This window comes from Paraburkholderia sp. (assembly GCF_036488505.1).
GTDB lineage: Bacteria > Pseudomonadota > Gammaproteobacteria > Burkholderiales > Burkholderiaceae > Paraburkholderia.
The window spans coordinates 1-21,214 of the sequence record NZ_DASXHN010000163.1 but is presented as its reverse complement, the minus strand read 5'-3'; the positions used below and the strand labels follow the sequence as shown (position 1 = coordinate 21,214).

Annotated in this window: 18 protein-coding genes; 10 read left to right on the top strand and 8 right to left on the bottom strand. The window is 64.4% G+C overall.

Annotation, left to right across the window (positions count from 1 at the left end):
* Together VGH68_RS09785 and VGH68_RS09780 are read left to right on the top strand one after the other, a co-directional pair.
* A partial coding sequence (locus VGH68_RS09785) for a DNA topoisomerase IV subunit A (RefSeq protein WP_331603393.1) occupies window positions 1-1,825 on the top strand: 1,825 nt, incomplete at its 5' end.
* A 307-nt stretch (window positions 1,826-2,132) separates the two neighbouring features.
* Window positions 2,133-2,591 (top strand): CopD family protein, encoded by a 459-nt coding sequence (locus VGH68_RS09780; protein WP_331603392.1) that lies wholly within the window; start codon window positions 2,133-2,135, stop codon window positions 2,589-2,591.
* A gap of 55 nt (window positions 2,592-2,646) precedes the next feature.
* Here the strand turns inward: VGH68_RS09780 and VGH68_RS09775 are convergent, their stop codons facing one another.
* The 6 genes from VGH68_RS09775 to VGH68_RS09750 form a co-directional block, all read right to left on the bottom strand.
* The gene (locus tag VGH68_RS09775; protein WP_331603390.1) at window positions 2,647-3,858 is read right to left on the bottom strand and encodes a chromate transporter; all 1,212 of its coding nucleotides are present in this window, start codon (window positions 3,856-3,858) and stop codon (window positions 2,647-2,649) included.
* Window positions 3,859-3,894: 36 nt separating this feature from the next.
* Entirely contained in the window at window positions 3,895-6,249 is a 2,355-nt protein-coding gene (locus tag VGH68_RS09770; protein WP_331603389.1) for a bifunctional diguanylate cyclase/phosphodiesterase, read from the bottom strand.
* Window positions 6,250-6,740: 491 nt separating this feature from the next.
* A complete protein-coding gene (locus VGH68_RS09765) occupies window positions 6,741-7,640 on the bottom strand; it encodes a PhzF family phenazine biosynthesis protein (protein WP_331603388.1) in 900 nt (299 codons plus the stop codon).
* 274 nt (window positions 7,641-7,914) lie between these two features.
* Entirely contained in the window at window positions 7,915-8,379 is a 465-nt protein-coding gene (locus VGH68_RS09760; protein WP_331603387.1) for a RidA family protein, read from the bottom strand.
* Window positions 8,380-8,502: 123 nt separating this feature from the next.
* Complete coding sequence (locus VGH68_RS09755) at window positions 8,503-9,699, bottom strand: PLP-dependent aminotransferase family protein (protein WP_331603386.1); 1,197 nt, start codon at window positions 9,697-9,699, stop codon at window positions 8,503-8,505.
* Window positions 9,700-9,796: 97 nt separating this feature from the next.
* Entirely contained in the window at window positions 9,797-10,492 is a 696-nt protein-coding gene (locus VGH68_RS09750) for a VOC family protein (RefSeq protein ID WP_414696921.1), read from the bottom strand.
* Window positions 10,493-10,766: 274 nt separating this feature from the next.
* On the opposite strand from VGH68_RS09750, the gene VGH68_RS09745 reads away from it, so the two are divergent.
* From VGH68_RS09745 to VGH68_RS09730, 4 genes are all read left to right on the top strand, one after another.
* On the top strand, window positions 10,767-12,269 hold the full coding sequence (locus tag VGH68_RS09745) for a PLP-dependent aminotransferase family protein (protein ID WP_331603385.1): 1,503 nt from the start codon (window positions 10,767-10,769) through the stop codon (window positions 12,267-12,269).
* A 69-nt stretch (window positions 12,270-12,338) separates the two neighbouring features.
* Window positions 12,339-14,237 carry a molecular chaperone HtpG gene (gene htpG, locus VGH68_RS09740; protein WP_331603384.1) on the top strand — a complete coding sequence of 633 codons (1,899 nt, stop codon included), beginning with the start codon at window positions 12,339-12,341 and terminating at the stop codon, window positions 14,235-14,237.
* Window positions 14,238-14,500: 263 nt separating this feature from the next.
* Complete coding sequence (locus tag VGH68_RS09735; protein ID WP_331603383.1) at window positions 14,501-15,202, top strand: chorismate--pyruvate lyase family protein; 702 nt, start codon at window positions 14,501-14,503, stop codon at window positions 15,200-15,202.
* A complete protein-coding gene (locus tag VGH68_RS09730; RefSeq protein ID WP_331603382.1) occupies window positions 15,202-15,678 on the top strand; it encodes a DNA-deoxyinosine glycosylase in 477 nt (158 codons plus the stop codon). Before VGH68_RS09735 ends, VGH68_RS09730 begins: the two co-directional genes overlap by 1 nt.
* A gap of 58 nt (window positions 15,679-15,736) precedes the next feature.
* Here the strand turns inward: VGH68_RS09730 and VGH68_RS09725 are convergent, their stop codons facing one another.
* A complete protein-coding gene (locus VGH68_RS09725) occupies window positions 15,737-16,045 on the bottom strand; it encodes a type II toxin-antitoxin system RelE/ParE family toxin (protein WP_331603380.1) in 309 nt (102 codons plus the stop codon).
* Window positions 16,042-16,320 (bottom strand): YlcI/YnfO family protein, encoded by a 279-nt coding sequence (locus tag VGH68_RS09720; RefSeq protein ID WP_331603379.1) that lies wholly within the window; start codon window positions 16,318-16,320, stop codon window positions 16,042-16,044. Before VGH68_RS09720 ends, VGH68_RS09725 begins: the two co-directional genes overlap by 4 nt.
* A 375-nt stretch (window positions 16,321-16,695) precedes the next feature.
* On the opposite strand from VGH68_RS09720, the gene VGH68_RS09715 reads away from it, so the two are divergent.
* The 4 genes from VGH68_RS09715 to VGH68_RS09700 form a co-directional block, all read left to right on the top strand.
* A complete protein-coding gene (locus VGH68_RS09715; protein ID WP_331603378.1) occupies window positions 16,696-18,936 on the top strand; it encodes an NADP-dependent isocitrate dehydrogenase in 2,241 nt (746 codons plus the stop codon).
* A 176-nt stretch (window positions 18,937-19,112) separates the two neighbouring features.
* Window positions 19,113-20,048: a spermidine synthase gene (locus tag VGH68_RS09710; RefSeq protein WP_331603377.1), complete on the top strand. Its 936-nt coding sequence runs from the start codon at window positions 19,113-19,115 to the stop codon at window positions 20,046-20,048.
* Window positions 20,049-20,279: 231 nt separating this feature from the next.
* A complete protein-coding gene (locus VGH68_RS09705) occupies window positions 20,280-20,519 on the top strand; it encodes a DUF3311 domain-containing protein (protein ID WP_331603376.1) in 240 nt (79 codons plus the stop codon).
* The coding region (locus VGH68_RS09700) for a sodium:solute symporter family transporter (RefSeq protein WP_414696920.1) at window positions 20,519-21,214 on the top strand (696 nt) is incomplete at its 3' end. The genes VGH68_RS09705 and VGH68_RS09700, both read left to right, overlap by 1 nt.

The following is a 21,214-nucleotide window of genomic DNA, read 5'->3' as shown; positions in this document are numbered from 1 at the left end:
GCTGTTGCCTGCGCGGCTGCCGTTCGTGTTGCTGAACGGCGCGTCGGGCATTGCGGTGGGACTCGCCACCGAGATTCCGTCGCACAACCTGCGCGAAGTCGCGGGCGCGGCGATCGCGCTGATCCGCAATCCCAAGCTGTCGCACGCGGAGTTGATGCAGCACGTGCCGGGTCCGGACTTTCCGGGCGGCGGGCAGATCATTTCGAGCGAGACGGAAATCGCCGCCGCGTACGAAACCGGCCGCGGCAGTCTGAAGGTGCGCGCGCGCTGGAAGATCGAGGACCTCGCACGCGGGCAGTGGCAGCTCGTGATCACCGAGCTGCCGCCGAACACGGCCGCGCAGAAGGTGCTCGAGGAAATCGAAGAGCAGACCAATCCGAAGATCAAGCTCGGCAAGAAGGCGCTTACGCCCGAGCAGCTACAGACGAAGCAGATGCTGCTCGGGCTGCTCGACGCGGTGCGCGACGAGTCCGGCAAGGACGCGCCGGTGCGCCTCGTGTTCGAGCCGAAGTCGAGCCGCATCGATCAGACCGAGTTCGTCAACACGCTGCTCGCGCATACGAGCCTCGAATCGAACGCGCCGCTGAATATGGTGATGGTCGGCGGCGACGGCCGGCCGCGTCAAAAGGGCCTGGGAGAAATTCTGCAGGAGTGGGTCGCGTTCCGTTTCGCGACCGTCACGCGCCGCACGCGGCATCGGCTGTCGAAGGTCGACGACCGGATCCATATTCTCGAAGGCCGGATGATCGTCTTCCTGAATATCGACGAAGTGATCCGCATCATTCGCGAATCGGACGAACCGAAGGTTGCGCTGATGGCCGCGTTCGGGTTGTCCGACCGCCAGGCCGAAGACATTCTCGAAATCCGTTTGCGTCAATTGGCGCGGCTCGAGAAGATCAAGATCGAGAAGGAACTGGCCGAGCTGCGCGACGAGAAAGCGAAGCTCGAGGAACTGCTCGGCAGCGAATCCGCAATGAAGCGCCTGCTCATCAGGGAAATCGAGGCCGATGCGAAACAGTATGGGGACGAGCGCCGCACGCTGATTCAGCAGGAAAAGCGCGCGACGTTCGAAGCGCGCGTGGTCGACGAGCCGGTCACGGTGGTGGTGTCGCAAAAGGGCTGGGTGCGCGCACTGAAGGGCCACGGGCTCGATACGGCCGGCTTCACGTTCAAGGCGGGCGACGGGCTCTATGCGGCGTTCCAGTGCCGCACGCCGGACACGCTGATCGCATGGGGCAGCAATGGTCGCGTCTATTCGGTCGCGGTCGCGATGCTGCCGGGCGGCCGCGGCGATGGCGTGCCCGTCACGTCGCTGATCGAGCTGGAGTCAGGCAGCCATCTGATGCATTACTACGCGGCGCCGGCGGAACAGGCGCTGCTGCTTGCGTCGAGCAACGGTTTCGGCTTTATCGCGAAGGTCGGCGACATGGTGAGCCGCGTGAAGGCAGGCAAGTCGTTCATGACGATCGACGCGGGCGCGACGCCGCTCGCGCCGATGCCGATGCTGCCCGATGCGGCGCAGGTCGCATGTCTGTCGTCGGGCGGACGTCTGCTCGTGTTCGGTCTCGACGAGATGAAGACGTTGTCGGGCGGCGGACGCGGCGTCACGCTGATGGCGCTCGACGACAACGAGGTGCTCGTGCAGGCGCTCGCGATCAACGCGGCCGGGGTGGTGCTGATCGGCACGCGCCGCGGCGGTCGGGTCGACGAAGAAAAGCTGAGCGGCGCCGCGCTCGCGCCGCATGTCGGCAAGCGTGCGCGCAAGGGACGCTCGCCGGAGAGCAAGCTGAAGCTCGAAGGTATGCGTCCGGTGCTGCCTGCTTGAACATTGGCGGGCGACAATGGCGCGCGCCTGCCAGCCTGCACGGCGCGCGCCGGTTATCGCAAAGGAAGCGGTTGCGAGATGACAGTCGCAAGCGGTCTGTAAAAAGCAAAAGCGGAGCGGCGGTGTCGCGGCAGCATAGGCGCCGCGATAACCACGACACCATACGAAGCAATAGCCATGCAATCGCGACGCAATAACCATCGGCCTGCGGAACTGCATGCAGCATGCGCGGTCGAATGCGCGCAGTAGCCGTTGTCCAAATCAACTGTGCCAAGCGGCGTGGCGTCGTCGGGAGAGGAAAAACTATATGAACAAGGCTATTGAGCTCGCGCTGTTTCTGCATCTGCTTGGCGTGGCGGTGTGGGTCGGCGGCATGATATTCGCGCATTTCTGCCTGCGTCCGGCGCTCGGCGATCTCTCGCCGCAATTGCGTCTGCCGTTGTGGGAGTCGGTGTTCGGCCGCTTCTTCAACTGGGTCGGCGTCTCGGTGCTGGTGATTCTGATCAGCGGTGGTTTTCTGCTGATGCAATTCGGCGGCGGCCACGCGAGCTGGCCTCTGCACGCGATGGCCGGCCTCGGTATCGTGATGATGCTGATCTTCGGGCATATTCGCTTCGCGGTGTTTCCGCGCATCCGCCGCGCGGTGCAGGCGCAGAAGTGGCCTGATGGCGCACGCGCGGTCGGCACGATTCGGCGTCTGGTGCTGATCAACATCGTGCTGGGCGTCGTCACCATCGGCTTCGCGGTGCTGTCGCGCGGGTTCTGAGCGGGATCGGAATTAGCCCTTCGTGAATGTTGCGGGCAGCGTATCGCCCGCTCGGTCACATCGATGCGCCGTGCGCAAAAAGCCACAGGCCACACACCACGGCCACTGTCCCATACACCGCGTAGACCGGCACCTTCAGCTTCGCGAAGCACATTGCCGAGAACAGCGCGGTCAGCAGATAGACCGGTCTTAACGGCACATGCGCGCCGATGCGCAGGACCGCGACGGCGAGAAACGCGGTGGTGACCGCGCGCAGAATCCGCATCCCGTGCTCGAAGCGCGGGTTCGCCTTCAACTGATGCAGATGCCGCTGCGCGAGTACGACAAGGCAGCCCGATGGCACGAACAGCGCAAGCGTTGCAATCAGCGCGCCGGCCCAGCCATCCACCAGATAGCCGAAGAACGGAACCACGTTCAACAGCGGTCCGGGCGACAACGGCGATAGCGAAAACGCGAGCGTGAAGTCGTTATCCGATACGCCGATGGCCGGCGTGACGAACAGCGTCTTCAATACCGGCAACGCGGAAAAGCCGCCGCCGAACAGCGTCATCCCGGCGCCCGCGAGGCGCGGCCACAGTAGCGCCAGTTCATAGCGATGCGGCAGCGGCAGTGCGAACAGCGCGAGCAGCACGCTGAGCGCGGCGAGTATCCGGTAGTCGCCGCGTTGCAGCGAGACCGTGAGGCGCGCGTCGCGCTCCCGGCTCGCGAACCAGCCGGCGCCGAAGGCCGCGCTGAGCATCACCACGTAGGCGGCCGCGCTGTGCGCGTAAAAGAGCGCGATGCAGCCGAGCACGGCCGCGCTCCATTCGAGCTTGCCGCGCACGAGCGCGCGGGTCTGCTTGTACCAGGTGACCGCGATCAGCGTCGCGAGCACGACGCTGAAGTGATGCACTAGCGTTTGCGAAGCGACCGCGTGCACGATCGGCGTGCGGTAGAAGATCGCGAACAGCGTCATCAGCATGAAGAACGGCAGCACGCTCGCGATACCCGCGACCCACGCGCCCGCGCGTCCGCGCAGCGTGTGGCCGAGCTGTACGGCGACGTTGCAGCCCACCGGTCCCGGCACCATCCACGCCAATGCGATCAGATCCGAGAACCCGACGCGCGACAGGCGCCCCTCGCGTTCGACATAGTGATGCTCGAGTTGCGCCATCAGCGCGAGACCGCCCCATGACAGCGCCGACAGGCCGAATACGACCCGGAACAGCGTCCATAGCGGTTCCCGTTGCCCATGTCTGGCGGCATCCTCGCTGGTGATCGTTTGCATGGCGCGATGAGCGCCCGGCACACGGGCGCCGGTCCCCTAGTTGTTGGTGCTGGACATGCTGCTCGTGCTATCGCTTTCCTGCCTGGCGCGGCGACTGGTCACGCCGCATACCCCGAAGCGTTCGAGCAGTGCCGGAATCGCCTCTGCCGGCACCGGACGCGAGAACAGGAAACCCTGTGCTTCGATATGGCCGAGCGCCGCCAGCCACGCGATCTGTTCCTCGGTTTCGGTGCCTTCGACCACCACGGTGAGCCCGAGCGAGCGCGCGAGGTTGACGATCGCGGTCACCATCACGCAGACGCTGCGGTCGCCCGGAATCGCCTGGACGAACGAGCGGTCCACCTTCAGCGTATCGACGGAAAATCGGTTCAGATACGACAGCGACGAATAGCCGGTGCCGAAATCGTCGAGCGCGATGCGCACGCCGAGGCGCTTCAACGCGAAGATCTTTTCGGAGACGAGTTCCGGATACTCCATCATCGTCGTCTCGGTGATTTCGAGTTCGAGGCGGCGTGCCGAGATGCCGGTTTCCGCGATCGCCCGCGAGATCGTTTCGAACAGATCGCCGCGCCAGAACTGCACCGCCGAAATATTCACCGCGAGCGATAGCGTGTCGTGGCCCTGCTGCTGCCACACTGCCAGCTGGCGGCACGCGGTTTCGATCACGAAGTCGCCGATCGGCACGATCAGCCCGGTCGACTCCGCGACTGCAATGAATTCGTTGGCGGCAATCAACCCGTGCTGCGGGTGGTTCCAGCGCGCGAGGGCCTCGAAGCCGGTGATGCAGCGCAGCGTCAGATCGATCTTCGGCTGATACGCCAGAAACAGCTGTCCCTCGGCGAGCGCGACGCGCAACTGCTGCTCCCACTTCATCAAATGGTCCGCGCGATGCGCGAGGTGCGGCGAGTAGAACTGATAGCAGTTCTTGCCGGCATCCTTCGCGCTGTACATCGCGAGGTCGGCCTTCTTCAGCAGATCGATCTCGCTTTCGTTGGCGACCGAGTACAGCGCGATGCCGATGCTCGCATGCAGCACGAACGCACTGCCGCGCACTTCGAATGGTGTCGAGAACGCTTCGCTGGCGGCCTCGGCGAGCGCGACAGCGCGCTTTTCGACGTCGTCGCCCTTGATCACGACGACGAACTCGTCGCCACCGATGCGCGATAGTGCGCCGCCTTCGCCGACGGCATTGGCGAGCCGCGATGCCGTCATTTGCAGCACGATGTCGCCGGCGTTGTGGCCGAGCGTATCGTTGACGGTCTTGAAGTTATCGAGGTCGATAAAGAGGATCGCGAGGCGGCCGAGATTGAGCGGTTGCGCGACATCGTGGCGCAGCGCCTGCAACGTCGCATAGCGATTGCGCAGGCCGGTCAGCAGATCGTATTCGACGAGTTGCGTCATCTCGCGTTCGCGGCCGAGCAGCTTGCCGATCAGCCCGGTCGCGACCGCGAAGAAACTGAGCATCGCGAGCGAGATAAAGCCCGCCATCAGCAGATAGACGTTGCGCGTGTGGTTGTAGTCGGCGAATTCTTCCGCTTGCGAAAGACCGACGAGCACGCCGAGCGGATAGCCGTCGATATGCCGGTACGACACGATGCGCGTGACGTTGTCGATCGAATCGACGTAGATGCCCGACACGTGCTCCGAGGTCGGATAGGTGCCGCTCGCGGTGAACGTGCTGCTTGCCCTGTTCGCGTTGCCGGTGCGCCGCGCGAGCACGGTGCCGTTGTCCGAGATCACCGCGATCACGCCTTCGCGGCCGATCGCCGCGTTGTTGTAGAAGTCGGAAGTGAAATAGCTCGGGTCTTCGGAGACCACCACGACGCCCGCGAACGAGCCGTCGGGATGATTGAGACGCCGCGTCATCTGCAGGGTCCATTGACCCGACACGCGGCCGAGCACCGGCTTGCTGATGTACAGCTGATCGTCGTTCTCGTGCTCGTGGACCTTGAAGTGCTCGCGGTCGGACAGGTCGATGTGCTTTGGATTGAGTTCGGCGGTATTGGCGATCAGCTTGCCGTGATCGTCGATCAGCGACACCTGCACGAGCGTTTCGCTTTGCACGACGCCTTTTTCGACGGTGCTCGCGAGATCGAAATGATTCGGCGTTTTTTCAAACTCGTATTTGACAAAACGGGTGATCTGGTCGACCTGGTGAATCGCCTTGATCGTGTGCTGTTCGAGTGCTGACGAAAGAATCGCCGAGGAGGCCATTGCTTCGCGATAGGTCGCTTCTTTTTCGACCGCCAGACGCGCGAAAATCACTGTCCACAACAGGATCAGCACCAGCACGCCGAGCGCGGGAATGACAAGCAACGCGCGTCGGCGCGTGACCATCGGGTCGCGGCGTGGCCTGGCTTCGCGCGGGTCGGAGAAGCGCGACTGGCTCATCGTGCGGCTCGTGGCTGCAGGCGGGGCGGTCGCAAACGCACGGGCATCGACTGCGCTAATTGGATGGTTGGCTGCATGGTGACCAGTGCGCCAAAGCTGCTGCGCAGGAGGAGGGGGCGTGGCGCCGTGCCTGACCGGCCGAAGGTCATCGTATCAGTTTCGATATTACTGAATGCCAATGGATTAAGAAAGGGTCCGGGCATGGGGTATACGCTGGCGCGTGGGGCGCTCGGTGAAGTGCGATTCGAGGTCGGCCGGACCGCTTTTCGTGGCGAATTTATCGGCGCTTCTTCGAAGGTTTCGTCTGCGCCGTGCTGACTGTGAAGCGGCTGTTAGCAGCGCTTTGCAATTCGGCGCGCAGGGCTCTTCCGGTGTCTGCGCAATGCGTGAGGCTTTTTTTGCTTTCGTGCGGCAAGATGCGGCGTTTAAGTGAAAGCGGCCAGTACCACGCCGCACGATGCGCGGGCCATGCATGCTCTCTGGCACGCGTGCTACGCGAGCCGGCAAGTGCCGTCGACGATCGTGACCGTTGGGCCGCCGATCCAGATCTTGCCGCGCTCATCGTCGTAGTGAACCGACACGTCGCCCGCGCGCCCCAGCACCGTGCCCTGGCGCACCGTATAGCGCGTGCCGGGGCGCCGCTGCTGTGCGTTCAGCAGGCCGGCGAGCGCGGCATTCGCGCTGCCCGTCACCGGGTCCTCGCCGATGCCGAAGCCGCCGCCGGCCATCAGGCAGCGCACTTCGAACGTCGCGGGACCGTCTGCGTCGTGCGGCCCGTAGACCGCGAGGCCATGTGTGCCGGCCGATTGCACGATCTCGGCGAGCGCCGCCGCATCGGGTTGAAGTTCAAGACAGGCGCGCGCCGAATCGACCCGCACGACCAGCCACGGCGCGCCGTTGTCGACCGCGCAGGGGGCCGCGCTGAGATCGATCGCACGACTACGCAAAGCCGTAGACAGCGCGTCGTAACTGTCCGCGGCGAGTGGCGTGACGCGCGCGGGCGGCGCGGCGAACGCCCATGCGCGCTGCTCGCCATCGGCGCCGCGGAGCGCTTCCAGCTCGATCAGACCGACGCCGCATTGCTGGATCAGCTTGCCCGCCTGCTTCGGCTGGTAGCCGCTGTCGAGCAACGCATGCGCGGTGCCGAGCGTTGGATGACCTGCGAACGGCAACTCGCCGCCCGGCGTGAAGATGCGTACACGATAGTCGGCAGCGGCGTCGCTCGGCTTGATCAGAAAGGTGGTCTCGGACAGATTGGTCCACCGTGCGATGGCCTGCATCTGCGCGGTATCGAGCGCATCCGCATCGAATACGACCGCAAGCGGATTGCCTTTGAATGGCGTCGACGTGAATACGTCGACCTGTTTGAAACGGACGGTGTGAGCGGGCATCGACATGGCCTGGCGCGTAATGGATGCAAAGCGTTGAAGGGCTTCGCGGATTCTATCCGCGTCGGCGCTGGCGATCTACCGCGCCAATAAGCAAAACGCGCCGCCCGGCGTATCAGACCGGGGGCGCGCGCGTGACAGATGAGGCGGTTGAGTGCGGCGTAAATTCCGCGTGAGTTCCGGGCTAGTTCCGCGCTGCTGCGTCTAACGACCGGCCTATGCGGGCTGGATGGGCGTCACGTCACGTCACTTCGCGAGCCGGCCCGTTATGAGTGCGTCATTCGACTTCGGCGATGAGTTCGATCTCGACGCATGCGCCGAGCGGAATCTGCGCGACGCCGAACGCCGAACGCGCATGCTTGCCGCGCTCGCCGAATACGTCGGCGATCAGCTCGGACGCGCCGTTCGTGACCAGATGCTGTTCGGTGAATTCGAGCGTCGAGTTGACGAGGCTCATCAGCTTGACGATGCGGGTGACACGATTCAGATCGCCTACGTGCGCATGCAGCGTCGCGAGCAGATCGATGGCGATCGAGCGCGCCGCGTTCTTGCCTTCGTCGGTGTCCATCGTCGCGCCGAGCTTGCCGGCCCACACCTTGCCGTCTTTCTTCGCGATATGGCCGGACAGGTACACCGTGTTGCCGCTTTGCGCGCTCATCACATAGGCCGCTGCCGGCGCGCCTGCTGCCGGCAGTTCGATGCCGAGTTCCTTCAGCTTGTCGTACACATTCGATTGAGCCATCTTGAGACCTCGATTCGGTGAGATTGCGTTAGCGCAGGCGGGGCGAAGTCCACGCGCTATGCAGATGGGGGCCGTGCGGCATTGGCCGGGTTCGCCCCGATGTGCGCATGTGGCGCACGCCTGTCAGATCTTCGCGCGAACCAGTTGCGCGAGACGCGCGACGCCTTCGTCGATTTTAGCCGGAGGCACCGTAACGAACGACAGACGCAGCGTGTTGTGCTGTGCGTCGTTCGCGAAGAACGGACCGCCTGGCACGAACGCGACGTTCTGCGCGACCGCTTCTTCCAGCAGCTTCATGCTGTCGATTTGCGCGGGCAGATCGACCCATACGAACATGCCGCCTTCCGGACGGTTCCAGCTCACGCCTTCCGGCATGTAGCGCTGCAGCGCGTCCAGCATCGCGTCGCACTGGTTGCGATACAGCTCGCGAATCGTCGGCACGTGCGTGTCGAGGAAGCCGTCCTTGATCACTTCGTGCACGATGCGCTGCGTGAAGCTCGGTGTGTGCAGGTCGGTCGCCTGCTTCGCCTGCACGAGTTTGAAGATCAACTCTTCGGGCGCGATGATGTAGCCGACCCGCAGGCCCGGCGCGAGCACTTTCGAGAACGAGCCCAGATGGACGATGTGATCGGGCGCCATCGACAGCATCGTCGGCAGCGGTTCGCCCGCGTAGTCGAGCGCGCCGTACGGGTCGTCCTCGATCACCGGGAACGGCGCGGTCTTCGCGAATTCGGCCAGCGCGCGCCGGCGCTCCACCGGCAGGCGCCGCCCGGTGGGATTCTGGAAGTTCGGCTGCGCGTACAGCAGGCGCGCGCCTTTCGTCAGTTCGGGCGTGAGCCCCGCGGGGATCAACCCCTGCTCGTCGGTCGGCACCTGCACGTAGCGCGGCTCGTACATCGAGAACGATTGCAGCGCGCCGAGGTAGGTCGGCGTTTCGACCAGCACCGGGCTATCCGGACAAACCAGCACCTTGCCGAGCAGATCGAGCGCCTGCTGCGAGCCGGTGGTGATCAATACCTGCGACGCACGGATCTGCGCGCCGCCTACCGAGTAGCGTTGCGCGATCCATTCGCGCAGCGGCAGATAGCCTTCGGTCGCGCTGTACTGCAGCGCCGCGGCCGGACTGTCGCGCAGAATGCGGTCGGCGGCTTCGCGCATGCGCTCGGCCGGGAAGGTGGCCGGCGACGGCAACCCGCCGGCGAACGAAATGACTTCGGGCCGTTCCGTGACCTTCAGGATCTCGCGGATCGCCGAGCTCGTGAGCTTGCGGGCGCGTTCGGATAATTGCCACGTCGGGGCTTTCAGATCGCTTTGGTCCATGATCTCCTCTGCTGATATTTCTGGAACCGGTCAAAAAACTTCGATTATCGCGCGAGTCGGCACGGGGTTGCGGGTTTCGGGCGCCAACCCATGCGGCTCATGCGAGGGTCCGCGGACCCTCGGCTGTTTCAAATTCGGCGACGAGCGCTGCGCTATCGCCCGGTTGCACGTCGATCAGATGCGCGGCACCGAGCCAGCGTAGTTGTTCGCCAATCACGTTCGCTCGCGGATGTACGGCCTTCAGCGCCTTCAGCGCGAGATTCGCCGGCGTCAGCTCATTCGAGGGGTGGCGCGGCGACTCCCACTGGATCAGCGACGGCAACACGCCGTCGCCGGCCTGTTGCCATGCGGGGAACGACCCGTCGTCGGGCACCGACAGGCCCCATGCGAAATCGCCGCGAGTCATCGGCACGATTGGCGCGATGCGCTGCGGATACTGCGCCTGCCACGTCACGAGATGCTTCGGCCGTTCCACGCGTGCCACCCAATGCGACAGATACGGCCCGTCTTCGAGCCGCGCGTGCGTGGCCGGGTCGTCGAGCGCGAACAGACGCGGGCGGCCGGGTTGCCCATCGGCGGCGGCCGGCGCGAGCGGATCGATCGCGATCACCTCCAGGTAGACGCCGCCCCACAGGCCCAGCAGGCGGTTGTGCGTGCGCATCAACGGATGCGCGCCGCCCCCGGCTGGCATGGCGCCGAGCGTGTCGGCGACGTACTGGACGCCTTCCTCGAGGGTGCGGGCCGAAATGACGAGGTGATCGAGACTGAGCGAATGAGCGGGCAGAGAGGTCATGGCGGATCGACGGAAACGGTTTCTGCAAGGAGGGCCGGCGCCACGTACCGATACCGCGCGAGGCCGGGCCGTAAGCATAACCGTTTGCCGGGTGGGCGGGCCATGCGGGCGCCTGGCGGAGCGCTGTCCGACTACCCGGGCAACGCTGTTGCGCGGCGTCTGTGCCGCACTGGTGTGACGCCACCACCGTTTGCTGGCATCAAATGTAACGATCACTACCTGCACAGTAACGGTACAATCGGCGCGATACTATTCGGTACAGTTGGAGCCCGTCATGTCCGTCCCGCTTACCCAGATTCCCACCCCGCACGACACTGCATCGCTGACGCTGGTCGAACAGCTCGTGCAATGGGCCCGCCGCCGCATCGAGGAGCGCGTGTTCCGCCCCGGCATGCGTATGCCGTCGATCCGCAAGCTCGCGCTCGATAAAGGCGTGTCGCGCTTCACGGTGGTCGAGGCGTACGAGCGGCTGGTCGCGCAGGGCTTTCTGGAGTCGCGGCGCGGCTCCGGCTTTTACGTGCGCGAGCGCCTCGGCGGCGCCGCGGTTACCGAGCTGCGGGCGCGCGCGCAGACGCCGCCAGCGCCGGCCAATATCGACGTCGTCTGGCTGCTGCGCAATATGCTGCATACCGGCGCGCGGCCCGAGCGCAGCCCCGGTCTCGGCTATCTGCCGGCCCGCTGGCTCGACGGCGACCTGATCACCAACGCGTTGCGCACGCTCGGCCGGCAAAGCGGTGCGCAGATGCTCGGCATCGGCACCGCGCAGGGTTTTCTGCCGCTGCGCCAGCAGTTGCAGACGCGCCTGGAGGAGCTGGAGATCGGCGCGTCGCCCGAGCAGATCGTGATGGTGTCCGGCATCACGCAGGCGATCGACCTGATTTCGCGCCTCTACGTAAAGCCCGGCGACGCGGTCATCGTCGGCGATCCGGCATGGTTCCAGATGTTCGGCTGCTTCGCCGCGCAGGGCGCGCGGCTCGTCGGCATGCCGTACACGCCGGATGGTCCGGACCTCGATGCGCTGGAAGCGCTAGTGCACGAGTGGCGCCCGAAAATGCTGGTGATCAATTCGGTGCTGCAGAACCCGACCGGCACGTCGCTCACCGCCGCGCAGGCGTTTCGCATCCTGCGTCTGGCCGAAGCGTACGACTTCATCGTCGTCGAAGACGATATCTACGGCGACTTATGCCCGCCGGGCTATCCGGGCACGCGGCTCGCGAGTCTCGATCAGTTAAAGCGCGTGATCTACCTGGGCAGCTTTTCGAAGACGCTGGCGCCGAACCTGCGCGTCGGTTTCATCGCGTGCGCGCCGGAGGTGGCCATGGTCGTCAGCAATCAGAAGATGCTGGTCGGCATGACGAGCCCGGAACTCAACGAGCGCGTGATCTACAAGATCCTGACCGAGGGCCACTACCGCCGGCATGTCGAGCGCTTGCGCGCGCGCCTGGACGGCGTGCGCGAGAAGGCCGTGCGGATGATCGAGAAGACCGGCATGAAGCTGTTCCTGACGCCCACCGCCGGCATGTTCCTGTGGGCCGACACCGGCGTCGACGCCAGCGCGCTCGCCGCGGCCGCGCACGAGGCGGGCTATCTGCTGACGCCCGGTGGCCTGTTTTCGCCGCAGCAATCGCCGAGCACATGGATGCGCTTCAATATCGCCAATTGCGGCGATCCGGAACTGCCGGCGTTTCTCGCTCGCTATATCGACGGCGTCGCGCGCCGGACTCTTGAAACCGCGCCGCAGCGTCCCCATGTTGGCGAACGATCCGGCGCGGCCTGACCATTGAGCCGGGCGCGAACACCGGCTCGCCGGCGCCCGACCCCATTCGAAACAGAGAGGAATCCGACCGTGGCACAAGAAACCATGAGCTTTCAGGCAGAAGTGAAGCAACTTCTGCAACTGATGATCCATTCGCTGTACAGCAACAAGGAAATCTTCCTGCGCGAGTTGATCTCGAACGCGTCCGACGCGGCCGACAAGCTGCGCTTCGAGGCGATCGGAAACAGCGCGCTGTATGAAAACGATCCGAACCTGCGGATCCGCGTGTCGTACGACAAAGCCGCGCGCACCATCACGATCGACGACAACGGCATCGGCATGAGCCGCGACGAAGCGATCTCGAATCTCGGCACGATCGCCCGCTCGGGCACGAAGGAATTCTTCGGCAAACTGTCGGGCGATCAGCAGAAGGACGCGGCGCTCATCGGCCAGTTCGGCGTGGGCTTTTACTCGGGCTTTATCGTCGCGGACAAGATCACCGTCGAAACGCGCCGAGCCGGTTTGCCGGCTTCGGAAGGCGTGCGCTGGGAAAGCGCGGGCGAGGGTGATTTCGCGGTCGAGCAGATCGAGCGCGCCGCGCGCGGTACGACGATCACGCTGCATCTGCGGGCCGAAGAAGACGAACTGCTGTCGTCGTATCGGCTGAAGTCGATCATTCAGAAGTACTCGGACCACGTCGCGCTGCCGATCCTGATGCAAAAGGAAGAGTGGGACGCGGAAAAGAGCGAGATGGTCCTGAAGGACGAGGACGAGACCGTCAATCAGGCCAGCGCGCTGTGGACCCGCGCGAAAAACGACATCACCGAAGAGCAGTACAAGCAGTTCTATCAGCACATCTCGCACGATCATCAGGACCCGCTCACGTGGACGCATAACCGCGTCGAAGGCCGCAGCGAATATACGCAGCTGCTGTACGTGCCCGCGCACGCGCCGTTCGACCTGTGGAACCGCGAGCAGCGCGGCGGTCTGAAGCTGTACGTGAAGCGCGTGTTCATCATGGACGACGCCGAGCAGCTGCTGCCCACGTATCTGCGGTTCGTGAAAGGCGTGGTCGATTCGGCCGATCTGCCGCTGAACGTCTCGCGTGAAATCCTGCAGGAAAGCCGCGATGTCAAGGCAATCCGCGAAGGTGTGACCAAGCGCGCGCTGTCGATGCTCGAAGAACTCGCGAACGCGGATAACGACGCCGACAAGGAAAAGTACGCCCGCTTCTGGAAGGAGTTTGGCCAGGTGCTGAAGGAAGGCATCGGCGAAGACTTCGCCAATCGCGAGCGGATCGCGAAGCTGGTGCGCTTTTCGTCGACGCATACCGGCACCGCCGAGCAGACGGTGGCGCTCGCCGACTACATCGCGCGCATGAAGCCCGAGCAGACCAAGATCTACTACGTGACCGCCGATACATGGCAGGCCGCGGCCAACAGCCCGCATCTGGAAGTGTTCCGCAAGAAGGGCGTCGAAGTGCTGCTGCTGACCGATCGCGTCGATGAGTGGATGCTGTCGTTCCTCAACGAATTCGACGGCAAGCCGCTGCAAAGCGTCGCGCGCGGCGACCTCGATCTCGGTGCGCTGAACGACGAGGAAAAACAGGCGCAGGAGAAGATCGGCGAAGAGTTCAAGCCGCTCGTCGAGAAGATGAAGGAAGCGCTGAAGGACAAGGCCAAGGACGTGCGTCTGACGTTCCGCCTGACCGATTCGCCGTCGTGCCTCGTCGCCGACGATGGCGAAATGAGCGGGTATCTGCAGCGTATGCTGAAAGCCGCCGGCCAGCAGGCGCCCGACTTCCACCCGATCCTCGAAGTCAATCCGGAGCACGCGCTGGTGAAGGGCCTGCACGCGGATAGCGCGAATTTCGACGACTGGTGCCATCTGCTGTTCGATCAGGCGCTGCTGGCTGAAGGCGGTTCGCTCGAGGATCCGGCGAGCTTCGTGAAGCGGACCAATGCGTTGCTGCTCGCGCGCGCGGGTTGAGCGCCGGTTTTAGGTTCGAGTTCGAGTCTGTGTGTGGCGAGCGTCGTTGTCATCGTGACGCTCGTCGCTCAAAAAATGCGCTGCTTCGGCAGCGCATTTTTTTTGAGTTCGCGCAGATGGCCGGGACGAACCGCGGTGCGCAATTTGCTCAGCATTGACTTCCCACGCACGCGCGCATGCACGTAGGCGCCCACGTGCAGGACCGAAAGCCTATCGACCGCGCAACGAAATCGCCGCGAACCGCGCCGTTATACTCCGACACCATGCCTATCCGTTTCGATCCCGCCGACGCTCACTGGCGCGTTGCCTCTTTACCCAGCTGTAGTGCTGCCCAGAAAGACTGGTTGAGCCGCGGCGGTTCACTGACCGCGCACTTGCGCACGCTTGGCGCGGTCGCGGTGCGCGTGACGCGCGAGACCGTCGCGCTGCCGTGGCCCGACGAAGCCGCCGCACTCGGACTCGCACCGCGCGCCCCGGTGTGGGTACGCGAGGTGGTGCTGGCGGTGGATGGTGTGCCGTTCGTCGCCGCGCATAGCGTGACGCCGCGCGCGGCGAGCGCCGGCGTCTGGCAGGCGACGCGGCGGCTGCGCACGCGGCCGCTGGCGGAGCTGCTGTACAGCGATAGCAGCGTCGCGCGCTCGTCGCTGGTGAGCCGCAGGGTGGGGCAGCGCCATCCGTTGTATCGGCTGGCTGTGCGTGAAATTGCGAGTGATGCGCCGCACGTTCTGGTCGCGCGCCGCTCGGTGTTCGAGCGTCACCGCGAACCGTTGATGGTGACCGAGTGTATGTTGCCGGCGTTGTGGAGCCACCTCGCTTCGCTCAGCGGGGCGCGTGCTGCGGAGACAGGTGCGAATGCGGAGCACGTCGCGCGTGCGCGCATCGTCCGTGAGCACGGCCGTCCGCTCGAGCACACCGCGTCGCGCGCGCATGCCGGGCCACGCCCGTCCGACGACCGGAGCCGCTGATGTTGCGCGGCTTTGCGCCGGTGGTCGCGGCCAACACCCATACGCTGATTCTCGGGAGCTTTCCCGGTGAAGCGTCGCTCGCGGCGACGCAGTACTACGCGCATCCGCGCAATCAGTTCTGGCGGTTGCTCGGTGCGGTGCTCGACGAGCCGTCGCTGCACGAGTTGCGTTACGACGATCGGCTCACGCGCGTGCTGTCGCACGGCATCGGGATCTGGGACGTGCTCGATGCGTGCCATCGCGAGGGCAGTCTTGACTCGGCGATCCGCAACGCGCAGCCGAACGACTTCGCGTCGTTGAGAGAGCATGCGCCGCTGCTGAAGAAGGTCTGCTTCAATGGCAAAACGGCCGGGCGGTTTGCGCAAGTGATCGGGGCGGTGGGGTATGAAACGCTCGTGTTGCCGTCGTCGAGTCCGGCGAACGCGATGCTGCGATTCGAGCAGAAACTGGCTATCTGGCGAGGGATTCTTGCTTGAGGGCGGCTGATGGCGGCGATGCGTCGTTGGCGCGACCGATCGTCTGATCTGTGCGCGCTCAGTGGTAGTCGCTTTCCCGTTGATGGCGTACCGCAACGATCGTCACCGTGCGGTCATCGTCGATCTCGAAGAGTGCGACATATCCCGACGAACCGAACGGAATGATCAGTTCTCGCAGAAACGGCATCGACGGGTGTGCCTTTCGGCAAGTAAATGGCGACGACTCCAGCGTGGAGATACCGGCGGCAATGGCCGCAAGCGCGCGGGCAGCGATTTCTATGTCCGCGTCGTCGCGATCGACGACAAACTCATAAAGACGGTCCAGATCATCCGCAGCCTCACGCGTGAATCGAACCTCGTATGTCATCGAGACTTCCGCTTTGCCTTGTGCAGAGCGTCGAGCCGCCGTTCGAGTTTCTTCAGCACTTCGGACGACGCCACGTAGTCGCCGTCGCGCCGCGCCTGGTCGCGCGATGCGATGCCACGGGCAATGAATTCGCTTTCATTGACGCGCCGCTCAATGCCCTCGCGAATCGATTGTTCGACGAAACCCGACAGGGTTTCTCCATCGCGAAGGACACTTTCGGCAGCATCGCGCAATTCCGGTTCGACCCGGATCGATGGAAAAGTGGAGGATTTCATCACGTCTCTCGAAGCATCGCAATTGCGATGCATTATCCGCCGGCTACTAGCTAGATGCAAGTCAGCAGTTCGACCCTATGACTGCGCTTCGCTTACATCCCTAACGCGCGCCATCGCCGTGCGTCGCTCCCTCCGCACAACCCCGCACTTCTCTGCGCGTCCACAAATGAGGCAGAATCGGATCGTGCTGCCCGCTGTAGGAGGCAAGGCCGCCGCGTTAGCCAATCCCGTCCCGTTTTGGTGAACCCCCCGGCCGGCGGCGGGCATGACGCGCAGCCGCTGCGCCCCGCGCCGCCCGAACCTGATCGACGCTTCCGCATCCTGCCCGGATCTCGCGTGCTCGATGCCTTCCCACTGCCTGTCCCGAGGCCAGCAATGACGACTCAGCAACCGACCATCATCTACACCCTCACCGACGAGGCGCCGCTGCTCGCGACCTGCGCCTTCCTGCCGATCATCCGGGCCTTTACGGCGCCGGCCGGCGTGCAGATCGAGACCAGCGACATTTCGGTGGCGGCGCGCATCCTCGGCGAATTTCCCGAGTTTCTGACCGATGCGCAGCGCGTGCCCGACAACCTCGCGGAGCTGGGCCGTCTGACGCTGCTGCCCGACACCAACATCATCAAGCTGCCGAACATCAGCGCATCGGTGCCGCAGCTGACGAGCGCGATCAAGGAACTGCAGGCGAAGGGCTACAAGGTGCCCGACTATCCGGAAGATCCGAAGACCGACGAAGAAAAGGCGATCCGCCAGCGCTATTCGAAGTGTCTCGGCAGCGCGGTGAACCCGGTGCTGCGCGAAGGCAATTCGGATCGCCGCGCGCCCGCCGCGGTAAAAAACTACGCGCGCAAGCATCCGCACAGCATGGGCGAATGGAGCATGGCGTCGCGCACGCACGTCGCGCACATGCGCCACGGCGACTTCTATCACGGCGAAAAGTCGATGACGCTCGATCGCGCGCGCGACGTGAAGATGGAACTGGTGACGAAAAGCGGCCACACGATCGTGCTGAAGCCGAAGGTCGCGCTGCAGGAGGGCGAGATCATCGACAGCATGTTCATGAGCAAAAAGGCGCTGCTCGCGTTCTACGAAGAGCAGATGGAAGACGCGCGCAAGACCGGCGTGATGCTGTCGCTGCACGTGAAGGCGACGATGATGAAGGTGTCGCATCCGATCGTGTTCGGTCACGCGGTGAAGGTCTTTTACAAGGACGCGTTCGCGAAGCACGGCAAGCTGTTCGACGAGCTCGGCGTGAACGTCAACAACGGTCTCGTCAATCTGTACGAGAAACTCGAGACGCTGCCCGAATCGCAGCGCGAGGAAGTGATCCGCGACCTGCACGCGTGCCATGAGCACCGTCCGGAACTCGCGATGGTCGATTCGGCGAAGGGCATCTCGAACCTGCATGCGCCCAACGACGTGATCGTCGATGCGTCGATGCCGGCGATGATTCGCATCGGCGGCAAGATGTGGGGCGCCGACGGCCGTCCGAAGGACACCAAGGCGGTGATCCCGGAGAGCACGTTCGCGCGCATCTATCAGGAGATCATCAACTTCTGCAAGACCAACGGCAACTTCGATCCCGTCACGATGGGCACCGTGCCGAACGTCGGGCTGATGGCGCAGCAGGCGGAAGAGTACGGCTCGCACGACAAGACATTCGAAGTGCCGGAAGACGGCGAGGCCCGCATCGTCGATCTGGCGACGGGCGAGGTGCTGCTCACGCAGAACGTCGAGGAAGGCGACATCTGGCGCATGTGTGAAGTGAAGGATGCGGCGATCCGCGACTGGGTGAAGCTCGCGGTCACCCGCGTGCGCAACTCGGGCACCCCGGCGGTGTTTTGGCTCGATCCGTACCGCCCGCATGAGGCCGAACTCATCAGGAAGGTCGAGACCTATCTGAAGGACTACGACACCACCGGCCTCGACATCCAGATCATGTCGCAGGTGCGCGCGATGCGTTACACGCTGGAGCGCGTGGTGCGCGGGCTCGATACGATCTCGGTCACCGGCAATATCCTGCGCGACTATCTGACCGACCTGTTCCCGATCATGGAGTTGGGCACCAGCGCGAAGATGCTGTCGATCGTGCCGCTGATGGCCGGTGGCGGCATGTACGAGACCGGCGCCGGCGGCTCGGCGCCGAAGCACGTGAAGCAGCTGGTCGAGGAAAACCATCTGCGTTGGGATTCGCTTGGCGAATTTCTCGCGCTCGCGGTGTCGCTCGAGGAGCTGGGTATCAAGACCGGCAACCACAGCGCGAAGATTCTCGCGAAGACGCTCGATACCGCGACCGGCAGACTGCTGGACAACAATCGCAGCCCGAGCCCGAAAACCGGCGAACTCGACAATCGCGGCAGCCAGTTTTATCTCGCGATGTACTGGGCTCAGGAACTCGCCGCGCAGACGGACGACGCTGAGCTGGCCGCGCGCTTCAAGCCGCTCGCGACGCAACTGACCGCCAACGAGCAGACGATCGTCGCGGAACTGGCGTCCGTGCAGGGCAAGCCGGCCGACATCGGCGGCTATTACAAGCCCGATTTCGACAAGGTCGATGCGGTGATGCGGCCGAGCCGCACGCTCAACGAGGCGCTCACGGCGGTGCCGGGCCAGTAAGGCGAGATGCACGGCGCGAGAGCCGTGCGTTCGACGCGGGCGGGTCGTCTTACCGCATCGCATTGTGACTGCATGCAATGCAAGCACCGGAGCGTGCGCGCACGCGGGTTCCCCGTCGCGCCGGGTGCTATGCTCTCGTTCGCTCAAAATCTGCGCCGGTGGCGCGACCTCCTCACATGACCACACTGATCAAGCGCGCTTCGGCCGAGGCGCGCGCTTTCCGAAACCGGGACGCCGAAGCCATCGGCGGTAAACACAAGATCGCGCGTCAAGCGCCGCGCAAAAACGCGCGCAACGAAAACCGCGCGGCCACCCATGATCTGGACGACGCGCCGCAAATCGAAGCGCCGCGCAAGCCCCGTTTCGCGCCGGTGACGTTCTCCGAAGAGGGCGGGGTGCGCTTCCTGCATTTCGGCACCGAATGGGTGCAAGGCGCGATGCGTCTGCGCAAGCCCGATCACATCGAACTCGAATACGCGCAGCAGATGATGGCCTGGCTGCTGTTTCTCGACACGCCCAAGCGTATCGTGCAACTCGGCCTGGGCGCGGCGTCGCTGACCAAGTTCGCGCATCGCTTCCTGAAGCGCGCGAAGGTCGAGGCGGTCGAGCTGAATCCGGCGGTCGTCGTGGCCGCGCGCACGATGTTCGAGCTGCCGTACGACGACGCGCGTCTGACCATCCACGAAACCGATGCGTGGGACTTCGTCAACGACAGCGCGAACCACGGCACCATCGGCGCGTTGCAGATCGACGTCTACGATGCGACCGCGCGCGGGCCGGTGCTCGACAGCGTCGGTTTTTACCGCGCGGCGCGCGCGTGCCTGACGGATGCGGGCATCGTCACGGTGAATCTGTTCGGCGATCACCCGAGCTTCGTGCGCAATAAGAAGCGCCTGAACGAAGCGTTCGATGGCCGCGTGGTCGCGCTGCCCGAAGTGCATGACGGCAACCGCATCGCGATCGCGTTTTCGGGCCCCGCGCTCGACGTGCCATTCGCCGCGCTCGACGCCCGCGCGAAACTGATCGAAGCGCAGCTCGGCCTGCCGGCGCGCAAGTGGATTAAGGGGCTGCGGGAATCGACCGGTCAGACGGGCACGTCGTTCGCGATCTGAGCGCGTCCGCAGCGTCCGTCCACGCCGCGCGGATCGCATCGCCAGCGGCTCCACTGCGGCGCCGCCGCCTGTTGCGCCTCGGGTCCGCCCTGCTTGACCGGGTGTTCGCGGCTCCTATACTCTTTCGAAACTTTCGGGGTGCCCGTGGGTATCCGCGGGCCGATCACCCGCTGTGAGTGCCACTCCCGTCGACCGCGGGCAGATAAATTTAAAACAGGAAGAGGAGACGTCATGGCTCACGACGCCGACGCGAAAAAGGCCAGCAAGCACTGGCTATGGCTATTGGTGCTACCCTGGATCGCGATGATCTGGGTGCCGTCCTACAACCGGATCGAGCCGCAGGTGTTCGATTTCCCGTTCTTTTACTGGTATCAGCTTCTGTGGGTGTTGATCAGCGCGGTCATCACCGCGTTCGTCTACCACAAGACCAAATCCCACTACACCGGCCGTTCGCAAGGGGGCGCGCAATAATGAACCCCATTGCAACCTTCGTCTTCGTTCTGTTTTTCATCGGCGTCACGATTCTCGGCTTTGTCGCCGCCCACTGGCGGCGCGGCAACCTCGCCCATCTGGAAGAGTGGGGCCTGGGCGGTCGGCGCTTCGGCACGATCGTCACGTGGTTCCTGCTCGGCGGCGACCTGTACACCGCATACACGTTCGTCGCGGTGCCGGCGCTCGTGTTCGGTGCGGGGGCAACCGGTTTCTTCGCGTTGCCGTACACGATCCTGATTTATCCGTTCGCGTTCGTGGTGTTCCCGAAGCTGTGGAGCGTCGCCAAGCGCCACGGCTACGTGACCTCGGCGGACTTCGTGGCGGCCCGCTACGGCAGCCGCATGCTGGCGCTGGCGATCGCCGTGACCGGCATCGTCGCGACGATGCCGTACATCGCGCTGCAACTGGTCGGTATCGAGGTGGTGATCGGCGCGCTCGGTTTCGATACGACCGGCTTCGTCGGCGATCTGCCGCTGATCATCGCGTTCGCGATCCTCGCGGCCTACACGTACACGTCGGGCCTGCGCGCGCCCGCGATGATCGCGGTGGTCAAGGACATCCTGATCTACGTGACGATCTTCGCCGCGATCATCGTGATCCCGCCGCAGCTGGGTGGCTTCGGCCATATCTTCGCCGCGGTGCCGCCGGCCAAGCTGCTGCTGAAGTCGCCGGAC